We start from the raw sequence: 19634 nt of genomic DNA, 5'->3' as shown, positions 1-19634 counted from the left end.
AGCAGTAGAAAACCCTTAGAGCGAAAACCTGGCCACCAGCTTGTTCATGTCTACAGCAAGCACTGAGAGCTCGGCACTGGCCGCCGCTGTCTGATTGGCCCCCGTTGCACTCTGGATGGAAAGATCGCGGATACTCATCAGGTTGCCGTCGACCGAACGGGCGACCTGCGCCTGCTGCTCCGATGCGGTCGCAATCATCAGGTTCATTTCGTTGATTTCATTAATTGCTTTCGCGATCAGGGTCAGTGCTGCTCCGGCTTCATGAGCGATGGTGAGTGTGCCACCGGCCTGATCGCAACTTTCACTCATGGCCTTGGTGGCCTGTGCAGTGCCCGTGAGGATGTCGCCAATCATTTTCTCGATTTCCTGAGTCGAGGTCTGGGTACGATGGGCCAGCGCTCTGACCTCATCAGCCACCACCGCGAAACCGCGTCCCTGCTCACCTGCCCGGGCGGCTTCGATAGCTGCGTTCAAGGCCAGGAGATTGGTTTGTTCCGCAATCGTACGAATGACTTCCAATACCTTGCTGATGTCCTTGGACTGCACGGCCAGACGCTCTACATCGACACTGGTGCTCTGCACGGTCTTGCTCAGTTTCTCGATGGCGTCGACCGTACTGGTAACCCGTGCTGCGCCGGTGCGGGTTGACTGATCAGAGGCTTTGGCTGCATCCGATGCAGCGGCAGCATTACGCGCCACCTCATCGACCGCAGCGGTCATCTGGTTAACGGCGGTGGCTGCCTGATCAATTTCGTTATTCTGGCGCAGCAAACCTTTGCTCGACTCCTCGGTGACCGCGTTCATTTCTTCAGCGGCGGATGCCAGTTGAGTGGATGAATCACCGATCAGCTTGATCGTATCGCGCAGATTGTTTTGCATGACCTGGGTAGAGCGCATCAGGTCGGAAAATTCGTCTTTGCCCGTGACGGTAATCACGCTGCGCAGATCACCCTTGGCGATGGTGTCGTTGACACGCAGCATGTCGCGCAACGGCGTGACGATACTTTTGGTGAACAGCACGGCCAGCACAATCGTCGCCAGCGTCGCGGCTGCAATAATGAAGATCACAAACGTTAAGCCGCTTTGATACGAATCCTCGGATTCTTTTCCTGAGTTTGCCGCCTCGTCAATGTTCATTTGAACAAGCCCGTTCACAGCGTCGTCGAGAAGACGGGTAACAGGCGTCACGTTTGAACTCAGGTAGGCCAGCGCTTCAGTGGTTGCGTTTTGACGGATAAGTGCAGTCACCTGGTCAAATGCAACCAGTGCTTTATCGGTGTTTTCCGACACGGCTTTGAACAGTTGTCCTTCTTTATCGCTGGCGACAAAAGGGGCGTAAAGGGCTACCTGCTTTTTCAACTCCTCACTCAGCGAAGCGATCATGCCGGAGGTCGTGGCCATGTCCTGCGGATTGGTCTGGGACAGCATTCTGCGGACTTCCAGGCGCAGGCGCAGCATCGTGGCATTGATTCGGTCTGCAACCACCACGCTGGCCAATGCATCGTTCTCAATGTCTCTGGCCGTCTCGCGGATTTCTCCCATTTTCCATACTGAAATACCACCCAAGGCGACCAATAAGAGTGCAATAAACATAAAGCTGAGTGCTGCGCGCGCAGATACTTTCAAGTTTCTCATTGTCACTGACCTCCTTGTAGAATTGATTTTTCACGGCTTTAGAACTATCGGCTACCAGAAATATTACTTGAGGTGGTCGGGTTTGGTTTCTGGATTAGTTCGTGCATTAGTTGCGCACGGTTTTATTCTTTAATTTGTTTAGTGCGCTTTTTTGGGGCGGGATTCATGTAAGTCAGAGGGTGTACAGCTCGCCTGTTTTGAGCGTGCAATCACTAGGAGCTTGAAAAATAAGAGAAAAGCTATCTTTTTAGAGTGGCCGGACAGCCAGGCGCTCTTACCCCTCTCAATCGTAACCATTTAATACGGTCAGCGTTTCAGGGGTATAAATCAGGGCTCAAGAGCAGTCGCTTTTGTCTGGAGGGTCCCGTGACGACTTGCTGCGTGAGCTATCCCACGCAAGGCTTCATAACGATTCTCTGATCACCAGCGGGCAGTCCACCGGCTGGGAGCCCGACACTTCAAGGCTTTCAATCAGGTGCCGGGCGGCGTTGCGACCGATCTCGTAATACGGCAGTTGCACCGTGGTCAGCGCAGGAATGAACAGCTCGGCGATGCCGATCATGTTGTCATAACCCAGTACGGCAACATCTCCGGGGATTTTCAGGCCTTGGCCCAGCAGCAACTGGTAGGCACAAAAGGCAATGCGGTCATTGCCGCAGATCAGAATGTCGAACTGAGGACGCCCATCTATCATGTGCCGTGCAAGGATAGCGGCGGTTTCCCAGTAGGCATCGTGTTCGGACAGGTTGTATTGCAAGAGTTCGTCGCGAGTCAGGCCGAATGCCTCGCAGGCACGCAACATACCCGCTTGGCGGATTTCCCAGGCCAGGCTCTGTTTTGGCAGGTTTATGAACAACGGGCGTCGATAGCCCTTGCTGAACGCGTGGTGCAAGGCGCGGTACTGACCCGTTTCGTCGTCTGGCACATAACTGACCAGGCTGCTGTCGTCGGCTACGCAGTTGGCGAGCACCAGCGGCTTGCTCTTCAGGCGCTGGGGGATACTCACTTTGCGTAACCCCATGGCGCTGAAGATCAACCCGTCCGGGCGGTGCGACAGCATCAGGTCAATGTTCTGGTCGGTAGGCGGATTGCTTAGCAGGTTGAGAATAAATACGTTCCAGCCTGCCTGCTGCGCGGTCTGTTCGATTGATAGCAGCAGCTCGACCGCAAACGGCGTCGTTGCGGTGTCCAGGGCAAATACGCCGATGGTTCGGGTCTGCAGGTTGTCGCCGCGAATCCTGCGAGCCGACAGGCTGGGTACGAATTGAAGCTCATCAATCGCGTTGCGCACTCGCTGATAAGTCTCCGGGCTCAGTTTTCCCGGATCATTGAGCGCCCGAGACACCGTCATCAGAGATACACCGGCCAGTTTTGCAACGTCTTTAACTGAGGTCATGCGAAGCGGAGCCTGTCGGGTTGACTGATAATTATCATGCTACAGAGACCTGATTTTTTTCGCGACTTCAATGATTTACCGACAGGTATCCCGAGGCGAGTTGCCATGCGTCGGCGATGCAGACCCGGCCTCCGGTTCCGTTGGCAATAAGCTTTACCCCCAGGCTGTCGGTCTGTGGATAAAGACGGCTGCTGAAGCTGAAACTGCCGTTTTGCTCGAACACCTCGATGGACGAGCGATCAAGGAAGATCCGCAGTTCAAGCTGATTCTGTTGTGGATCTATCGCTACACTGCGCTGACCGCTGACGTGTGTGCCCGACTGAGTACGGTCGAGTATCAAACGTTTCAGCGACGCATCGTAGTAAAGCAGCGTCTGCTCCTTGCCATCCTCACTGCAACGCAAGGCCACACCCAGGCGACCTTCGATGCAGTCGAGCAGGTCCAGGTGCACGTGGATTTCGAGCATGTCGCCGTGTATGTCGGCCAGCCATTGGCTACCCGCTTCGCTCCACCATGGGGTGCCTGGCAGTGACGCGTTGCGCAACGCTGTCAGCTCGCGCGCGGGCTGCACGCACAGGCGATCGGCGCGTACTTCAAGTTCTCTCGGCAGGCCCAGCATGCCGCGCCAGTGATGTGCCTCGGTTGGGGTCGGGCTTTCCCACATGTCGATCCAGGCCCACAGCAGACGCCTGCCATCGGCAGCCACCAGCGTCTGCGCCGCATAGAAATCGTGACCGCTGTCCAGCTCGATAAAAGGCCCGCCGGTGAACTGCCATTGACTGTCGACCTGGCCCACTCGATAGCCGGTGTGAAACCTGTTCAGTCGCTCGTAGCGCTGCGCCGGCATGCCCTGGGGGGAGTAAAGCAGTACGTCGCGTTCATTGAGGCCAAACAGGTCCGGGCATTCCCACATATAGCCGTCGCCTTCGCCGCCTGTGGACACATAACTGACGAAGTCCCACGCGTGCAGGTCCCTGGATCGATAGAGTGGCAGCAGCGGTTTGTCGCCCAGGCGTGCGCCGGCAATCAGGTACCAGTGGCCATCCTGTCGCCAGACTTTCGGGTCACGGAAATGAATCATCCCGTCTTGCGGCGGGGTGTCGATAACGGCGCCGTGTTTGATGAAGCTGATGCCGTCGGTACTGGTGGCCAGGCACTGCACCTGACGGATGAAACGCTCGTCGCCCACGTCACCCAGCCACGTGTGCCCGGTGTAGATCAGCGCCAGGGTGTCGTCATATACCACTGCACTGCCGGAAAAACAGCCGTCCCGGTCGAAGTCATCACCGGGTGCCAGGGCAATGGGCAGGTGCTGCCAATGGACCAGATCGGCACTCTTTGCATGGCCCCAGTACATCGGGCCCCATTTCGCGTCGAACGGGTGGTGCTGATAGAACACGTGATATTCGCCACGAAAGAACACCACCCCGTTAGGGTCATTCATCCAGCCCGCAGGCGGGGCCAGGTGGTAACCGGGGCGATAATCGTAGACGAGCTGCGACAGGCCCTCTTCCAGCGCATGGCGCGCGCGCTCGAGGGCGGGAGACATCGGCTTGCTCATGGGATTTGCAGAAAAACTCATAGGGTGCCTGCTTGTACGAGGTGCGGTGTGGTGCCGGGTGTCAGGTGTTGACTGGCGTCTGTGTGGCGCTTCAGGGCCAGGCCATCGGCGTCGAACAGGTGCAGGTTGCTGTCGTCGAATTGCAGCGCGACCTGATCGCCTGCCTGCCAGCCGGCCTTGGCATCGCAGCGACAAATCAAGGGCTCGCTCGCCCCGGTAGCCAGATGCACATAGACCTCGCTGCCCAGGTATTCGACACCGGATACCGTGACGCCAACGCCGTTGTTCGCAACATTGAGGGTGATGTGCTCCGGGCGAACACCCAGGGTCAGTTGCGCATCCTCGGTCAGATTCGAGCTGTCGAAGGACAGGGATTTCATACCCAGTGCCGGGATGTCGATCAGGCTGTTGCGACCCGGTGCCTGCAAGCTTACTGGCAGAAAATTCATTCTCGGCGAGCCCAGAAAACCGGCGACGAAGAGGCTGGCAGGGCGCTCGTAGAGTTCGCGTGGTGAGCCGACCTGTTCGACCTGACCGCCGTTGAGCACGACAATCTTGTCCGCCAGGGTCATCGCCTCGACCTGATCGTGGGTGACGTAGATCATCGTCGAGCCCAGCCGCTTGTGGAGCCGTGCGATTTCGTTGCGCATCTGAACCCGCAACGAGGCGTCCAGGTTGGAGAGCGGTTCATCGAACAACAGGATGTCCGGTTCCCGCGCCATGGCTCTGCCCATGGCCACACGCTGACGCTGCCCGCCGGACAGTTCCCGGGGTTTGCGTTGCAGCAGTTTGTCCAGTTGCAGGATCTGCGCGGTTTTCAGCACGCGTTCGCGCAGGCTGCTTTTTTCCGTTTTGGCCAGCTTGAGGCCGAAACTGATGTTGTCGTAGACGCTCATGTGCGGGTACAGGGCGTAGGACTGAAAGACCATACCGACACCACGCTCGCGCGGTTCCAGGTCATTGACCCGTCGTCCGTCGATCAGCAGGTCGCCAGCACAGATCGAATCCAGTCCGGCGATCAAGCGCAGCAGCGTCGACTTTCCGCAGCCCGAAGGGCCGACGAACACAACGAACTCACCCGCAGCGATCTCCAGGCTGACATCGCGCAGAATGCGCGTGCCGCCCAATTGCTTGTTGATGTTGGCTAGCTTCAATTTCATCACGATGCTGTTCCTTGTCAGTTGTGTGCATCAACCTTTCAACGCGCCGGCAGTGAGGCCGGAAACGATGCGGCGCTGGAAGATCAGCACCAGAATCACCAGTGGGACGGTCACCAGCACCGACGCCGCCATCAACAGGCCCCAAGGCAATTCGTGGGAGCTGCCACCCGAAATCAGGGCGATGGCGACCGGGACCGTTCGTTGCGCATCTGTCAGGGTGAAGGTCAGGGCAAACAGGAACTCGTTCCACGCGGCAATAAAAGCCAGTAGGCCGGTCGTGACCAGCGCGGGCCACAGCAGCGGCAACAGCACGCGGGTGAGCGTGACCCAGGGCGATGCGCCATCCATGATTGCCGCTTCTTCCAGCTCATGCGGCAGTTGCCCCATAAACGTGGTCAGCACCCAGACGGTGAAAGGCAGGGTAAAAATCGTGTAGCTCAGGATCAGTGCCCATGAGGTGTTGTACAGACCCAGTGCGCGGATCACTTCAAACAGCCCCGACAGCACCGCGACCTGAGGAAACATCGAGACGCCGAGCACCATCATCAGCACCGTGCCGCGGCCTCGGAACTTGACCCTGCCCAGGGCGTAGGACGCCGTCAGGCCCAGGAACAGCGCCAGCACTACCACACTCAGCGCAACCACCAGCGAGTTGGCGATGGCCTGCAGGAATGACGCCTGACTGAGGACCGCTGCGTAATTGGAGAAGTCGGCTTCGGTGATCCAGTAGCTCACTTCAAACAAGGCACTGGACGGTTTCAGCGAGGTCAGGATGGCGTAATAGAAAGGGAAGATCGCGTACAGCAGCACGACCCCGACCAGGCCCCAGAAGGCCAGGCGCAGCAGCGCTTTCTTCAGTGGGCGCAGGTTCATGAGCGCACCTCCAGCTGGCGACGTCCGAGGTACAGATAAAGCATGGCAATCACTGCCACGACCAGAAACAGCAGGGTGGAGGCGGCGCTGCCGTAGCCGACGTCCTGGAACTCCACCAGGTGCTGGCGGGCATAGACCGACATGCTCATGGTGCTCGAAGAGTTGGAGGTCAGGACGTAGATGACGTCGAAGACCCGCAACGAATCGAGAATGCGAAAGATCGCGGCGACCAACAAGGCGGGCATCAGCAACGGCAAGGTGACTCGCCAGAACACCCGCACCGGATGAATGCCGTCGACCCTGGCGGCTTCGTAGCAATCGCTTGGCAGCATCTGCAGTGCTGCGAGCATCAGCAGGGTGACAAAGGGCACGGTCTTCCAGACGTCGACGATGATCACTGCCCACATCGACAGGTCCGCATCTGCCGTCCAGGCCAGCGGCGCGTCGATCAGGCCCAGGCTCAGCATCATATGGTTGATGATGCCGAACTGGTCATTGAGCATCCACGACCAGATCTTCGCTGAGACGATGGTCGGAATCGCCCAAGGGATCAGAATCAATGCACGGACCAGCGCGCGGCCGGTGAACTTGACGTTCAACAGCAACGCCACCATCAGTCCCAGGACCATTTCCAGCCCGACCGACACCACGGTGAAATGCAGGGTGTTGCGCACCGCGTTCCACCATTGCGGATCGACCAGCACGCCAGACCAGATGACGCCGTCGTAGAGCAGATAATTGCTCAGGCCCACGAATGAGCCACTGCCGGTATCCGACAGATCGGCATCGGTCAGGCTGAACCAGAATGTGCGCAGCAACGGCCAGGCCGCCACCAGGACCAGGCACACCAGCATCGGCGTCAGAAACAGCCAGGCGGCGCGTAGCCTGCGACGTTGTACAGGCGTTTCCCGGGTGACGAGTTCGTCGTCTCCGGGGAAGTCGGTAGAAGAGACGGGCATGTTGATTTCCTTACGTGTGGCTTACCAGTTCCGGCGTTTGATGCGGGTCAGTTCGCGTTCCAGTTCGACCAGTGCCTGATCGACCGGAATATCGCCCGCCAGCACGCTATGCACCCGATCGAAGAATGCGTTGGAGACGCGTGGGTAGCCGTTGGCCGTGATCGCGGCGGGGCGCATGACCCCATTGCTGAGGATGCTGTGCAACTGCGGGTAGTAAGGCATCGCCGCGAGCAACTCGAGGTCGGCATACAGGGACTCGATGACCGGGTTGTAGGCACCTGCCAGGGCACGCTGTTTTTGCTGCTGGGCGCTGGTCAGGTAGGCAACCAGTTCTGCCGCCAGTTTGGGGTTGCGGCTGTAGCGCGAAACCGCCAGGCCCCAGCCTCCGAGCGTTGAAGCGTGGGTGCCGTTCGCGCCGCCACTGGGCAGGGGCGCGACGCCGACCTTGTCTTTTATCGCGCTGTCCTTGCTTTGCACCAAGGCCCAGACGTAAGGCCAGTTGCGCATGAACAGCGCATTTCCCGACTGGAATACGCCACGGCCTTCTTCCTCGGTGTAGTTGAGGACGCCGGGCGGGGAGATCTCGCCGATCCAGCTTTTTGCCAAGGTCAGCGCGACTCGTGAGGCCTGGCTGTTGACCACGATGTCTCCGCGCGGGTTGACCAGTCCGCCGTCGGGCTGGCTGCTGATCCATTCCAGGGCGTTGCACGTCAGGCCTTCATAGGCGCGCCCTTGGAACACGTAGCCCCACATAGTGGCATTCCCCGCATCGCGTTCGGCTTTTTGCACTTTTTTGGCGGTAGCGGTCATGTCCTCCCAGGTCTGGGGGACCGGCTGCTGGTACTTGTCGAGCAGATCCTTGCGGTAATACAGCAGCCCCGAGTCGGTAAACCAGGGCATCGACACCAGCCGGCCGTCGACGGTGGCGTTGTCCACCTGTGCCTGGAAATAGCCTTGTGTCGCATTTGCCGGAAGCAGTTCGCGCAGATTCGTCAGGTGTTTGGCGAGCATCCCCGGCCACACCATGTCGATTTGAATGATGTCGATGTCGGTGGACTGGGCGCTGAGGATCTGCTGGTAGAACGACAGGCGCTCGGTTGCAGAGTTAGGCGTGGAAACCACCTGAACGTTGTTGCCGGTCTGTTTTGACCAGCTATCGACTGCCTCCTTGCACAGTTGCAATTCAGCGCCGACGGCCCCGCACGAGATCGTCAGATCGGCTGCGTTCGACAGCGCAGAAAACCCGGCAGACAGGGTGAACAGCGTGACGGGAAGAAGAGATTTCAGCTGTTTCATAGAGCCCTCTTTATTTTTGTTTTTATAAAAGTTAACGTTAACATCGTCAATGTAACAGCGTATTTTCGATGTGGCACCCTTTTTTCTCCGATTTGCACAATTTTGTGCTGAAGGAAAAAGGCCCGGCCAACGTCACGAAAACAATAAAAAAAAACAGGAAGTCCACATGCAGAACGCATCAAGATGGCTACTCGCAGGGGTACTCGGCACCTCGACAACCGTCTCTCAGGCCGCGACTCTGGAAGAGCGGATGGCCGCATTCGAAGCCCGTGCCAGCGCTGCGGAAAAACGTGCAGCCGCAGCCGAACAGCAAACCCAGGCGCTCGCCAGGGAGCTTCAGCAACTCAAACTCTCGACCCCCGTTGCGCAGCCTGCCGCACCCACTTCTGCGTCCACCGTTGCGGCCAGTTCACAGCCGGCTCTGGATGATCGCGTGGCAAAACTCGAAGCCCGCCAGCAAAGCATGGAGAAGCCAGGCAGTGCCGGACACCTCACCGACGGGTTCAGCTTCAAGGGCTACGCTCGCTCCGGTCTGTTGATCAACGACGGTTTGGGCGGCGGTCGCGGTGGGCCTTATACAACCCCCGCAGGTTCAGTCGGTGGTGCGGTCGGGCGCCTGGGTAACGAAGACGACACCTACATGCGCTTCGATCTGTCGAAAGAGATCTACGCGCAGAACGGCACGCGCTCCAAGTTCACCGTCTCCATCGCCGACGGCGTTGAAAGCTATAACGACTGGACGGCCACCGAAAGCAGCTTGAACGTGCGTCAGGTATTTACCGAACTCGACCACATTGCCGCCTTCAAGGGGAATTCAGTGTTCGAAAACGCCACGCTGTGGGCCGGCAAGCGCTTCGACAGGGATAATTTCGATATCCACTGGCTGGACTCGGACGTGGTCTTTCTGGCCGGGACCGGTGGCGGTATCTACGATGTGCAGATGACCAAGGACTGGCGCTCGAACTACTCCCTGATCGGACGTAACTACGGCGATTTCAGTGAGGGCGGCGTCGATGCCGATGTGGAAAGCTACATCCTGACCTCCAACCAATTCTTCGACAATGGTCAGTGGCAGTGGATGTTCAACGCCATTGGCGCAAAGAAAAACGACGTCGGTACGCGCACCAATCAAGCCGGTTTTGCGCCCGCAGATTCAGGCCTGCACACCATGTTGGCCAATCACCAGAAGGACTTTTTCGGTCGGGAAGGCTTCTTCAAGACGGCGTTGCTCTATGGGCAGGGCCTGGCTGCGCAGGTCAAGGACATTGGCGCGGATGGCGAACTGATCGACGACGCCCGCGCAGTGCGTCTGGCCATGTATGGCGAGACACCTATCGCGCCAGGATGGCGCATCGGCCCGAGCCTGCTGGCCGAGCAGAGCAAAGACCGCTACGTCAAAGGCGACGATTACCGCTGGCTCACGCTGAACATGCGCCTGCCCAATGAGATCAACAGCAACTTCGAGATGGCCTACGAGCTGAGTTGGCAAACCATGGACCTCGACCCCAAAGGCTATCTGCAACGCAACGCGGTTGACGGTAACTTCTGGAAGTTTACGGTTGCGCCGACCTTCAAGCCGGACATGGGTGACCTGCTCACACGTCCCGAACTGCGAGTGTTCGCAAGCCTCATGAACTGGTCTTCGGATCTGGACCGCTACAGCACGACCGGCAACTTCGGCAAAAGTGATTTCAACTCCGGTGGTGTTTGGCAGTTCGGCATCCAGATGGAGACCTGGTTCTAGGCTCTGCAGGTAAAGCCCGGCACCGTGTGCCGGGCTTTGAATCGGTTTACTGCTACCCGATGAGCATCGGGACAATTCGTCCTACTGACCAGCTACGCTCTTCATCACCTGCACCTTGAGCACCTTGTTGGCAGCGGTAATGTACGCCCAGCTTGCCTGCTCGCTGGAGCAGAACGTCAGGTTGCTGGTATCGGCAGCCGCGACCAGCAGTTTTCCGAGTGGCTTGCCTGCTGCGGAAAACACCTGAATACCTTCCTTGCTGCTGCTCCACAGGTTGCCAAGCGCGTCGACTTTGATCCCGTCAGGGATGCCGGGCTGGATGTCAGCGAACACCTTGCCGTTGATCAAGCGACCGTCGCGCACCTGATAGACCATGATGCGATGTGCCAGCTTCTTGTTGGTGAAGTCGTGGGCCATTTGTGAGTCGGCCACATAAAGCAGCTGCTGATCCGGCGAGAAGGCCAGGCCGTTGGGCGAGTGGACTTCGGGAGTGTCGAGACGGGTGATCTGCCCGGTGTCGGGTACGTAGCGATAGATGAACTCGCCGCCTTGCTCAGGCTTGCCGCCATAGCCCTCGCTTTTGCTCAACACCCCGAAGGTGGGATCGGAAAACCAGAGAGCGCCGCTTTTATCCGCCACTACATCGTTCGGACTGTTCAGCCGTTTGCCCTGGTAGGTGTCGACCAATGTACGCCACTCACCATTGGGCTCCTGCCGCACGATGCCGCGCTTGCCATGGGAGGCCGCCACCACACGGCCCTGGCCGTCGAGCGTATGCCCATTTTGAAAGTCGGCTTTTTCCAGCCAGGTGGACACGCCATCCTTTGCCTGCCAGCTGCTGACCTTGTTGGCCTTGATGTCACTCCAGATCAAACGGCCATCGGCCAGGCACAGCGGGCCTTCTGCCCACTTCGCCTGATCGGTGAGCAGCTCGACGTGGGCCTGTGGGGCAACCAGTTGGCTGAAGGCCGGGTCGATAACGACTTGCCGGACAGGGGCGACGGCGTCGGTTGCGCCTGCTGAACCCGCAGCCAGGAGCGCACTGCCCAATAGCCATGAGGAGGGGCGCAGAAAGCGATTTTTACGGGTCGGTTTCATAGGTTCAGGTCCGTATGCGATCAGTAGGCACAGCTGCCGTTGGTACGTTTGTCAGCCGCACCCGGTTTAAGTTTGATGATCAGTTGAACATTGGGTTGATCACCCACGGTGCGCGTCAGGTGGCCTACACGTTCGTCATCCGGACGCGGCCGGGACCGGGTGTCGGCATTGAACTGCATCTCTCCCGGTCCTTGCACCAGCACACTGCCATCGGTGGTCTCCACCGACCATTGCCCCTGCAGGGTGACGACCCATTGTGGCCCCGGCGCGTGGTGCCAGTTGCCGACGTATCCCACCGGCAGCACCGCGTAGGCGATGCTTTCGATATCGTCAGGGGAGACGCCGACCCATTGCGGCGCGGCTGGCGGGGCATAGCTTTTGAACTCCAGGCCTTCCAGGCGGCAGTGGCCCACATGCGTGGCACCGTTTTCGTCAGCCCACAGCGTGGCATATGAAACAGGTGGTTGCAGTTGACCGTTACTGTGAGTCATTTGCGCAGACTCTTTCGGCACCGATTGCACGTCGGCATTGGCACTCGCCATGCCCGTGCAGGCGGCGCAGGCCAGAGCCAGGGTGTATAGAGAGTTCATCGGGTCACTCCGTTTACAGGGAAATTCCGTGTGTCTGTCGCAAGACAGCGCGCTACTCAGGCCGGTCGGGTGTGAGGCAGCCAGCGCTGCTGCAAATCCCGCCGTATGACTTCGATCACCCACATCCACAGCAAGTGCCCGAACGTTTCAGATAACAACTCCGAGGCAGGCAGCTCCCACAGCGGCGGTGCCCAATGGAACGCAGGCAGGATGACGCCGTGAAACCCCAGGGTCACCAACAGGCCGAAACCCAGACCCTGCCACAGGGCGGCGCGCGGATACCGGAGTACAAGCAGGCAATAGAACATGGCGAAGAAGATGGAAAAGCCATGGTGGACCAGGGCACTGCCGTAATTCACCACATGCTCTGAATACACATAAGTCAGCTGCTGAGCGTTGATGCCCAGCGAATCAAGCATCTCCACGGGCGGGACCGGGCGGTCCGGCGTGCGAGGCGGGAAGGGGATCTCTGTACCCCATTTGATGAAACTGGAAACATTGCCTCCAACAAAGCCGGCCAGTGCGGCGACACCATACGCTCGCGTGTTCAAATCAGCGCCCCTTCTTCGATAGACCAGGCTGTGAGCGATCTCGCTCTAGCCGTTTACCATGAAGTATGTGCAACGCTCATTTATTTGTAACATACTAATTTGATAGCTCATTGATACTAAAAAAATATCAGATGATTGATTTGAAATTGATGCGCCAGTACGTGGTGGTCGCTGAAACCTTGAATTTTCGCAAGGCCGCGCAGCGCTTGAACATGTCACAGCCGCCCCTGAGCGTTGCGATTCGTCGTCTGGAAGAATGCCTGGGCGTGCAGTTGTTGCTGCGCAGTACGCGCTCCACGCAATTGACCGCTGCGGGCGTCGTGTTTTTGGCCGAGGCTCGGCAGACGCTGTTGCAGGCCGAACGGGCCTGTGAAATGGCACGTCGCTCAGCGGCAGGCATGCTCGGCACGATTCGCCTGGGCTTTGTCGACAGCGTGGTCGATGGTTTGCTGCCGGCGCTGCTGCGTCGCTATCAGGCAGCGAACCCGAACGTCGATATTCAACTGCAGGAGGCCACCCCTCCCGAGCAACTTGAAGGCCTGCGCAACGACCGGCTGGACGTCGGCATTCTGGTGTTGCCGGTCATAGACCCGGGCAATATCCATATCGAGCCGCTGTTCGAGGATCGCATGGTTGCGGTGCTGCCGCAGGATCATCCCTTGGCCGAGCAGACGTCCATCGGTCTTGCGGCGCTGGCAGACCAACCCTGGATTCTGTTCGCCCCGCATCATGGCCCGGGCATGCACTCGCACATTCTGCTGGCCTGCGCCAACGCTGGCTTTACTCCTCGGGTCGTGCAACAGCCTCGCCAGATGCAGACCACCGCCGCGCTGGTGGCTGGCGGAATGGGCGTGGCGCTCATGCCGCAGCGCTATGCCCGACGTCAGCCGGGGCGGCTTGCCTGTCGTGAGCTGACGGGCCCAGGTACACCTGTCGCCTATGTGCTGGCGCTGGCGTATCGCGAGCTGTCTCCGTGTGCGCAGTCCTTGCGCGAAGTGATCATGGAGCTGGTTCAGTCGCCGGCGTTCACGCTGTCGTCTGCGGAGTCGTGACCCCGTCACCTGAACTCAGGTCCCAACCCGCTATTCGCGTGCCGGTTCAAATGCACTGAACGCCTTGCTACGCCCTGACTCCAAATCTTGCCCCGGCGCTCAAACAATGCATCACGTCGATGGGTGTTCGAATCCTCTGCCAATCAAGGAATTCCCATGACCGATCCACGTAACGTTGCCCACGACAAAAAAGTCCAGCAAGAGAAAAAGAACCACGGCGAAGAAATCGCGCCGAATGCCGAGCACGCGCCTCAGCCGGGGATGAAGCCGGCACTCAAGCACGATGATGACGAGCAGGAAGAGCAGGCGTAAGCCAGTGACCTGATCGTGACCTTTGGCGGTGCTGGCTGATGTCAGCACCGCCAGGTGGCGCATTCGATGCAATCACCTCAGGCAGGCAACAGGGGCCTATAGCATGCTCAAACACATCATTTTTGACGTAAACGAGACGCTGCTGGATCTGGCCGCGCTCGACGCTTTCTTCGAGGGACTATTCGGCGATAGCCGTGTGCGCACCGAATGGTTCCTGACACTGCAAGAGTGCTGGATGACCAACACCATAACCGGCCAATATCAGGCGTTTGGTGATCTGGCGCAGGGCGCTTTGAGAATGGTTGCCGCACGGCACAAGGTGGACGTGGGCGACGATCAGTGCCAGGCCCTGGCCGCAGGCATCAAATCTCTTCCTGCGCATAAGGACGTTCATCAGGCACTGCAGTTATTGAAGGACTACGGGTTTGTGCTCATTGCCCTGAGCAATGGCGCGCTGGAGGCGCTGCAGCAACAGCTCGAATTTGCAGGATTGACCGACTGCTTCGAGCACATCATGGCAGGCAGCGAAATCAGTCAATTCAAGCCAGCCGCAGCAACCTACCAAATGGTCGCACAGCGCCTGGGCATCGCTACGGATCAGATGATCATGGTCGCAGCGCACGCCTGGGACATCGCCGGGGCTGCCCAGGCCGGGTGTCGCACCGCGTTTGTCGAGCGCCCGGGGAAGGTGCTCAACCCGCTCGGCACCCAGCCTGACTTGATCGGTAAAGATGTTCAGGATGTCGCCATGAAACTTTGCGCAGGTCCGTTTTAGCGCTGATTCGCGAGTCGGCCTGCAGCCATCCCTGATCACTTGCAGACCTTCACTTGAAGGGTATGACCGATATCTCCCCGTTCCTTTCGATGATCGCGTACCTGATGTCCTTCATCTCCACGATTCCTTGCGTGGTGCGTGCTGCCTCCATCACATCGGATTCACTGATACGCGCCTCTCTCATTCGTTGAGTCAGTGGCTTGCCGTCTTCCACAATGACCGTGGGGCCGCTATCCAGAAACTTTGCCAACCGCTTTGATCGGCGTTTGGCCAGGGAAAAGCCGACGTCTATGGCGATAAGGGTGGAGATGATCAGTATCGCGTTAGTCACCGAAAAATCATCGCCCAGCAGCGCCTGCTGAGTGGCCTCGCCAATGATCAGCAACAAGACGAAATCGAAGGTGGTGAGGTCGGTAAGAGAGCGGCGTCCGGCAATACGAAACAAGACCATCAAGACAAAATAAATCGCTGCTGCTCTGAGCACTGCATCCATAAATCGCGTTCTCTCTACGGGTAGATAAACCTGGGCATCGGCAGCGTTTCGCCACCCAGCATATGCATTTGCCCTCGGTACAGTCCCACCCCGTTACTGCGAACAGTCAGGTACAAGGTGGCCAGACCGTCCTTGTCGGCCTGCATCGGAATAACCAGATCACGGCCTTCGCTGTGAAGGGGCGCGGGCTGGGGGTTGAGGTTCTCGATCGACACGCCTTCTAGCAGTCCACTGCCGACGACCAGATAACGCATTTCGGAGGGGGCGCCTTTGGACGTGACAATCATATCGTCCTGACTGCCGTTGCGGCTGAAACGCTCGTAGCTCACCTGCAGTTTGCCATCTGCCGTTTCGGGCTCCACCTGGCTCAATGGCCCTTTGGAAAACAAGCCGGCGAGGGTCAGCACTATCAGCACAATCAGGCCAGCCCAACCGATGCGCTCAAAGCGCCAGACTCGACGCTGCTGCGCCATATCTTCCTCGACGGGATATGACCGGCTGCGGAACTCATGGTCGTCCGCCTCATCACCGCGTAGTGCCATTAACGTGCTGTCCATTAGGGAAATTTTGTAGGCACCTTATTACGCTTCCAACCGGCCCGCTGTCCAGAACGGTTTAAGTCCTTGCCATGGTTTTGACGTTCCTGGTGAGTGACTGCCAGAAGCTCTGGCGTAAGGGCGTAGATGCGATTCACCGTATGTGATTGAGCGCTTGCCTGTAACAGTCGTGTTGTTTGAGATAAATGGCCGCATCACTCGCAGGTAATCTGATGGCCTGGAGCACGGTTTGAACGTTAGCCGAGCGAATGCCGACAGGAGGGCGATGAAGGGGCGGTTCGAGTGTCTTGCGTTACTCGTTGATCGGCGCGTAGGACGATAACGCGGAGTGGATTCGGTATCGCACTATGTAAATGCCTTCCAATGAATTCGGGCTGGATACCACTCCAGGCGAGCCTGTGCAAATGGTTATCCAGCCCGATGCTGCAATTACGATCAGAAGCGGACCGTCACGCCGGCATTCACCGAGTGGAAACGAGTGTCAGTGCCGAACTGCCCCTGGTAAGACAAGCCCAGATCGGTCTGACGGTTCAATCGCAGCTTCGCGCCGACTTCGGTCAAGGCGGTGTCGCGGTTTTGAGCTACGCCTTGCACTTCGAAGTTTGGACCGCCGGCAAAGCTCTGCTCGTTTCGCGGATCCAGATCACCAAAGGCGCGTCGCCATCCCAGTGAGCCGTAGACCTGAGTATCGAGGTTGGCCACTCGGGTGTTCGTCGATGCGCGCAGGCCGAGCGTCGAGAAGACGGTATTCTGCTTGTCGCTGGACACGTCTAACGCGGCTGGCCCACCTTTTTCGTGCAGATCTTTGGCGTCGTAGCGAACATAGGAAAGCCCGGCGAAAGGTTCCAGAGCCACGCTGCCAAGCGGTATGCGGTAGGCCGCTTCACCACTGGCCTGCAACGATTTCGCGTCGCGTTTGCCAGTCAAGTGATCACTGAATCCGGCGAAGGCCACATTCCGCTCGCTCTCCAGCTTGTGCAAGGTGTAGCCGACGTCGGCGCTGAGGCGCAGTGCATCGATCTGGGCTCCGGTGTACAGGCCAAGATGATAGTTGTCGCTGTGGCCGTCGGCATCGCGATCATCGGCGTCGAACTTCGAGCGGCTATAGCCAGCGTAGACGCCGCCGCGCCAATCCGGGGTGAAGCTGCCGTCCGCACCGAACAGCAGGCCACCTGTGCTTTGATGCAGACCGCCTGCGCCATTGTTGCTGCTTGTTTTGGTCCAGTTGCCGAATGGTTGCACCCAGGCACCGCTTTCGGCGGGTGGAGTGGTTGGCATCAGATTGAGTGCCATGGCTGGCATCCGCAATGTCCCGGTATCGAGAAGATTACGCACACGAGTCCCCAGTACTCCGGACACCACCTGGCTGTTGGCGATCAGGGCGGTCGAGGTACTGGCGAGCGTGTCGCCGGACAGCTGATCGGCAGCATTACGCGCGCTTTCGGCATCCAGAATCAACAGATTGTTATAGAGGCGCAGCGGTTCGCCGCTTTGCTCCAGCACGCTGAGCGCACCCGCTGTATTGAACTGATTCTGGGTCAGCATGACCGTTTGAAAGATACCCGGTGTTGGCGCGGGGGTCGGCTCTGGCTCAGGTGTTGGAGTCGGCTCAGGTGTTGGTGTTGGTGTTGGTTCAGGTGTTGGTGTTGGTGTTGGTTCAGGTGTTGGTACAGGTGTAGGCTCCGGAGTTGGAGTCGGCGCTGGAGTCGGCGTAGGTTCTACGCTTTTTTGTTCAATGGTGAGGTTAAGGTCATTGGCTGTGCGTTGCAGCCCGACATTCAGGAACGCCGAGTTGGTAAGTGCCTGGGCATAGGCAGTGCCTGCGGCGGCGCCGTCGACCAAACCGCCCTGGGCGGAGAGCAGCGTGTAGGTTCTGCCGCTCTGATAGCTCTGCGCGGGATCCAGCGCGGTCACGTTGACTTGCGTACCGCGCAGGGTTGCGGTGCCGCTCACGTTGATCCGGTCTGCGCTGCCGTCGCCCGCGATGTCTGCGGCGTAGCGTGAACCGGCGGCCATCTCGAGGTTGCCTTGTATCGCCAGCGCACCTATGGCGCTTTCTCCTGGCGACAGCGTACCGCCGGAGGCGACCTGGGTGCTGCCCACCTGACCGACACCGGCCAGAATACCTCCGTCCAGTACCTGAGCGCTGTTTGTGTAAGTCCCGAACTCAGTGCGGCCCGCAATGCCGTTGACCACCAGTGTGCCGTTACCTACGTTAAACCGCGAAACGCTTTGGGTGGTGGCTGTGTTGCCGCGCTGATTGACCTGGTCGACGTTCCCCGCCAACACCAGTCGCCCGCCGCGCACAACGACGCTACCGGCCAATCCCGAGGTGTCGCCGCTCAGCGTGGTATTGCCGCTGAATGCATACACTCGACCCGTACCATTCAGCGTGTTGGCGAACTGCAGATCGGTGTCAGTATGGTTGAACGCCAGGGAACCGTTGCCGGTGCCAAAGCTGACGGCGGTTTGCGGGTTCAGTCGGCCTGCCGCCAGAGCTGCTCCTGCAGTCATGGAATCAACATCGGTACGGTCAGGGTCCACCGCGACCGGGCCGCCGATGGTAAACGTGCCGCGCGTCGCCGAGTTGCTGTCGTTCACGAAGCTGATGAGCATACCGTTAGTGGCGCTCAGTTCGGCACCGTCGGCCAGCGACAGGTAAGTACGGACAACGTTGGTGCCGAGCGTCAGCGATTGCACGTCGAGACGGGTACCCTGTCCGGTAACATTGACCTGATTGCTTTGGTTGATAACGGCCGACCCCAGTCGCAGCTCGTTACTCGTCAGTACTGCGCCGTTCTCGAGGGTCAGGTCGTTTCTGTTCACAAAGGAGCCGCTGTTGTCCCAGCGGGTTCCTGCGCCTGAAAGCTTGACGACGGAGTCTATGTCGACCTGCTGGCTGTTGATTTTGCCGCCGTCATTGGCCGTGATGCTCGAGCGATAGACAAACACTCCGCCAGCCTGGATGTTGACCGCATCGACCAGGGAGTTCTGACCACTCACCGACAGCGTCGCGTTCGAAAATGCGTTGGAACGGGACCCGAAAACTTCACCCATATCCAGATCCCGAACCGACACCTGCCCTCCGTTACGGACCGTCAGATCGCCCTGGCCGACACCACCGACAACGATCGAGTTACCGAGAACGAATGAGGTGCGAGGCACCACCCAGCGCGAACCTGCCCCTTCAACCACAACATTGGCCTGAGCCATATTGACGCCGGTTCTGCTGGCCTGGCCAACGATGCTGCCGCCTTCGCTGGTCACGGTTGCGCCGCTGTTGATTGTCAGGGTAGAAGTGTTGCCGTCAGTTGCATTGACGTCGATCGCGCCATCGATCAAACGGTCGCTGTTAAAGGTTTCCTGACCATTAGTGAGCACATAGTCAACGGCCTGAGCCTCTGGAAGCAGTGCGAGAGTAATTGCAAAAGCAAGAGGGGATATTCTGAATAGGGGGTTCATAGCGACTCCAGATACTCCATAAAAGCCACCAGGGTGGCTGCCAGCCCCGAGGGCTTAAGCGTTTCCGTTCGGCGGGTTGCCAACAACGGGAGTATCAGGAGGGGAGGGTGCAGTGGATAT

The 19634-nt window shown here is 58.7% G+C and carries 17 protein-coding genes; 4 read left to right on the top strand and 13 right to left on the bottom strand.

The window, feature by feature from the left end; all coding sequences use genetic code 11:
• Positions 1-15 precede the first annotated feature (15 nt).
• From ACW55A_RS21580 to ACW55A_RS21550, 7 genes are all read right to left on the bottom strand, one after another.
• Entirely contained in the window at positions 16-1635 is a 1620-nt protein-coding gene (locus tag ACW55A_RS21580; RefSeq protein WP_099266490.1) for a methyl-accepting chemotaxis protein, read from the bottom strand.
• Positions 1636-2038: 403 nt separating this feature from the next.
• Positions 2039-3031: a LacI family DNA-binding transcriptional regulator gene (locus ACW55A_RS21575; protein ID WP_096120346.1), complete on the bottom strand. Its 993-nt coding sequence runs from the start codon at positions 3029-3031 to the stop codon at positions 2039-2041.
• A gap of 67 nt (positions 3032-3098) precedes the next feature.
• Positions 3099-4613 (bottom strand): glycoside hydrolase family 32 protein, encoded by a 1515-nt coding sequence (locus tag ACW55A_RS21570; protein WP_455809633.1) that lies wholly within the window; start codon positions 4611-4613, stop codon positions 3099-3101.
• Positions 4610-5752 carry an ABC transporter ATP-binding protein gene (locus tag ACW55A_RS21565; protein WP_499140636.1) on the bottom strand — a complete coding sequence of 381 codons (1143 nt, stop codon included), beginning with the start codon at positions 5750-5752 and terminating at the stop codon, positions 4610-4612. The genes ACW55A_RS21570 and ACW55A_RS21565 overlap by 4 nt, the downstream gene beginning before the upstream one ends.
• 30 nt (positions 5753-5782) lie before the next feature.
• Positions 5783-6625: a carbohydrate ABC transporter permease gene (locus ACW55A_RS21560; RefSeq protein ID WP_003430791.1), complete on the bottom strand. Its 843-nt coding sequence runs from the start codon at positions 6623-6625 to the stop codon at positions 5783-5785.
• Complete coding sequence (locus tag ACW55A_RS21555) at positions 6622-7584, bottom strand: carbohydrate ABC transporter permease (protein ID WP_003430789.1); 963 nt, start codon at positions 7582-7584, stop codon at positions 6622-6624. The genes ACW55A_RS21560 and ACW55A_RS21555 overlap by 4 nt, the downstream gene beginning before the upstream one ends.
• A 21-nt stretch (positions 7585-7605) precedes the next feature.
• On the bottom strand, positions 7606-8880 hold the full coding sequence (locus tag ACW55A_RS21550; protein ID WP_498811592.1) for an ABC transporter substrate-binding protein: 1275 nt from the start codon (positions 8878-8880) through the stop codon (positions 7606-7608).
• A gap of 166 nt (positions 8881-9046) precedes the next feature.
• Here ACW55A_RS21550 and ACW55A_RS21545 point away from each other — a divergent pair, with 166 nt between their 5' ends.
• Entirely contained in the window at positions 9047-10624 is a 1578-nt protein-coding gene (locus tag ACW55A_RS21545; RefSeq protein WP_498811591.1) for a carbohydrate porin, read from the top strand.
• A gap of 81 nt (positions 10625-10705) precedes the next feature.
• On the opposite strand, the gene ACW55A_RS21540 is transcribed toward ACW55A_RS21545, so the two are convergent.
• The 3 genes from ACW55A_RS21540 to ACW55A_RS21530 are packed head-to-tail and all read right to left on the bottom strand — an operon-like array spanning position 10706 to position 12863.
• A complete protein-coding gene (locus ACW55A_RS21540) occupies positions 10706-11722 on the bottom strand; it encodes an SMP-30/gluconolactonase/LRE family protein (RefSeq protein ID WP_498811590.1) in 1017 nt (338 codons plus the stop codon).
• Between the two features lie 20 nt (positions 11723-11742).
• Positions 11743-12312, bottom strand: coding sequence for a cupin domain-containing protein (locus tag ACW55A_RS21535; protein WP_003371174.1), 570 nt, complete (start codon positions 12310-12312; stop codon positions 11743-11745).
• Positions 12313-12368: 56 nt separating this feature from the next.
• Entirely contained in the window at positions 12369-12863 is a 495-nt protein-coding gene (locus tag ACW55A_RS21530) for a YagU family protein (RefSeq protein ID WP_003371176.1), read from the bottom strand.
• A gap of 131 nt (positions 12864-12994) precedes the next feature.
• On the opposite strand from ACW55A_RS21530, the gene ACW55A_RS21525 reads away from it, so the two are divergent.
• The 3 genes from ACW55A_RS21525 (at position 12995) to ACW55A_RS21515 (ending at position 15002) form a co-directional block, all read left to right on the top strand.
• Positions 12995-13915 (top strand): LysR family transcriptional regulator, encoded by a 921-nt coding sequence (locus ACW55A_RS21525; protein WP_044310439.1) that lies wholly within the window; start codon positions 12995-12997, stop codon positions 13913-13915.
• A gap of 156 nt (positions 13916-14071) precedes the next feature.
• A complete protein-coding gene (locus ACW55A_RS21520) occupies positions 14072-14227 on the top strand; it encodes a hypothetical protein (protein WP_003317799.1) in 156 nt (51 codons plus the stop codon).
• Between the two features lie 103 nt (positions 14228-14330).
• A complete protein-coding gene (locus tag ACW55A_RS21515; protein ID WP_003430778.1) occupies positions 14331-15002 on the top strand; it encodes a haloacid dehalogenase type II in 672 nt (223 codons plus the stop codon).
• A gap of 49 nt (positions 15003-15051) precedes the next feature.
• Here the strand turns inward: ACW55A_RS21515 and ACW55A_RS21510 are convergent, their stop codons facing one another.
• The 3 genes from ACW55A_RS21510 to ACW55A_RS21500 all read right to left on the bottom strand — a co-directional run bounded on the left by ACW55A_RS21510 (position 15052) and on the right by ACW55A_RS21500 (position 19433).
• Positions 15052-15495, bottom strand: a complete 444-nt coding sequence (locus tag ACW55A_RS21510) for a DUF421 domain-containing protein (protein WP_455809637.1) — start codon at positions 15493-15495, stop codon at positions 15052-15054.
• A gap of 14 nt (positions 15496-15509) precedes the next feature.
• Complete coding sequence (locus ACW55A_RS21505) at positions 15510-16037, bottom strand: hypothetical protein (RefSeq protein WP_003371185.1); 528 nt, start codon at positions 16035-16037, stop codon at positions 15510-15512.
• Between the two features lie 450 nt (positions 16038-16487).
• Positions 16488-19433, bottom strand: coding sequence for an autotransporter family protein (locus ACW55A_RS21500; protein ID WP_498811589.1), 2946 nt, complete (start codon positions 19431-19433; stop codon positions 16488-16490).
• Positions 19434-19634: the final 201 nt, after the last annotated feature.

It is taken from the genome of Plantibacter cousiniae (nom. nud.), from assembly GCF_977070315.1.
Note: the sequence above shows the minus strand (reverse complement) of the source record. Positions and strands in the feature narration are given on the sequence as shown.

Coding starts and splice junctions, on each gene's coding strand:
- ACW55A_RS21555 (WP_003430789.1), bottom strand. CDS start 7,584: ATGCCCGTCTCTTCTACCGACTTCCCCGGAGACGACGAACTCGTCACC.
- ACW55A_RS21570 (WP_455809633.1), bottom strand. CDS start 4,613: ATGAGTTTTTCTGCAAATCCCATGAGCAAGCCGATGTCTCCCGCCCTC.
- ACW55A_RS21550 (WP_498811592.1), bottom strand. CDS start 8,880: ATGAAACAGCTGAAATCTCTTCTTCCCGTCACGCTGTTCACCCTGTCT.
- ACW55A_RS21540 (WP_498811590.1), bottom strand. CDS start 11,722: ATGAAACCGACCCGTAAAAATCGCTTTCTGCGCCCCTCCTCATGGCTA.
- ACW55A_RS21515 (WP_003430778.1), top strand. CDS start 14,331: ATGCTCAAACACATCATTTTTGACGTAAACGAGACGCTGCTGGATCTG.
- ACW55A_RS21520 (WP_003317799.1), top strand. CDS start 14,072: ATGACCGATCCACGTAACGTTGCCCACGACAAAAAAGTCCAGCAAGAG.
- ACW55A_RS21535 (WP_003371174.1), bottom strand. CDS start 12,312: ATGAACTCTCTATACACCCTGGCTCTGGCCTGCGCCGCCTGCACGGGC.
- ACW55A_RS21545 (WP_498811591.1), top strand. CDS start 9,047: ATGCAGAACGCATCAAGATGGCTACTCGCAGGGGTACTCGGCACCTCG.
- ACW55A_RS21575 (WP_096120346.1), bottom strand. CDS start 3,031: ATGACCTCAGTTAAAGACGTTGCAAAACTGGCCGGTGTATCTCTGATG.
- ACW55A_RS21580 (WP_099266490.1), bottom strand. CDS start 1,635: ATGAGAAACTTGAAAGTATCTGCGCGCGCAGCACTCAGCTTTATGTTT.
- ACW55A_RS21525 (WP_044310439.1), top strand. CDS start 12,995: ATGATTGATTTGAAATTGATGCGCCAGTACGTGGTGGTCGCTGAAACC.
- ACW55A_RS21505 (WP_003371185.1), bottom strand. CDS start 16,037: ATGGCACTACGCGGTGATGAGGCGGACGACCATGAGTTCCGCAGCCGG.
- ACW55A_RS21560 (WP_003430791.1), bottom strand. CDS start 6,625: ATGAACCTGCGCCCACTGAAGAAAGCGCTGCTGCGCCTGGCCTTCTGG.
- ACW55A_RS21565 (WP_499140636.1), bottom strand. CDS start 5,752: ATGAAATTGAAGCTAGCCAACATCAACAAGCAATTGGGCGGCACGCGC.
- ACW55A_RS21510 (WP_455809637.1), bottom strand. CDS start 15,495: ATGGATGCAGTGCTCAGAGCAGCAGCGATTTATTTTGTCTTGATGGTC.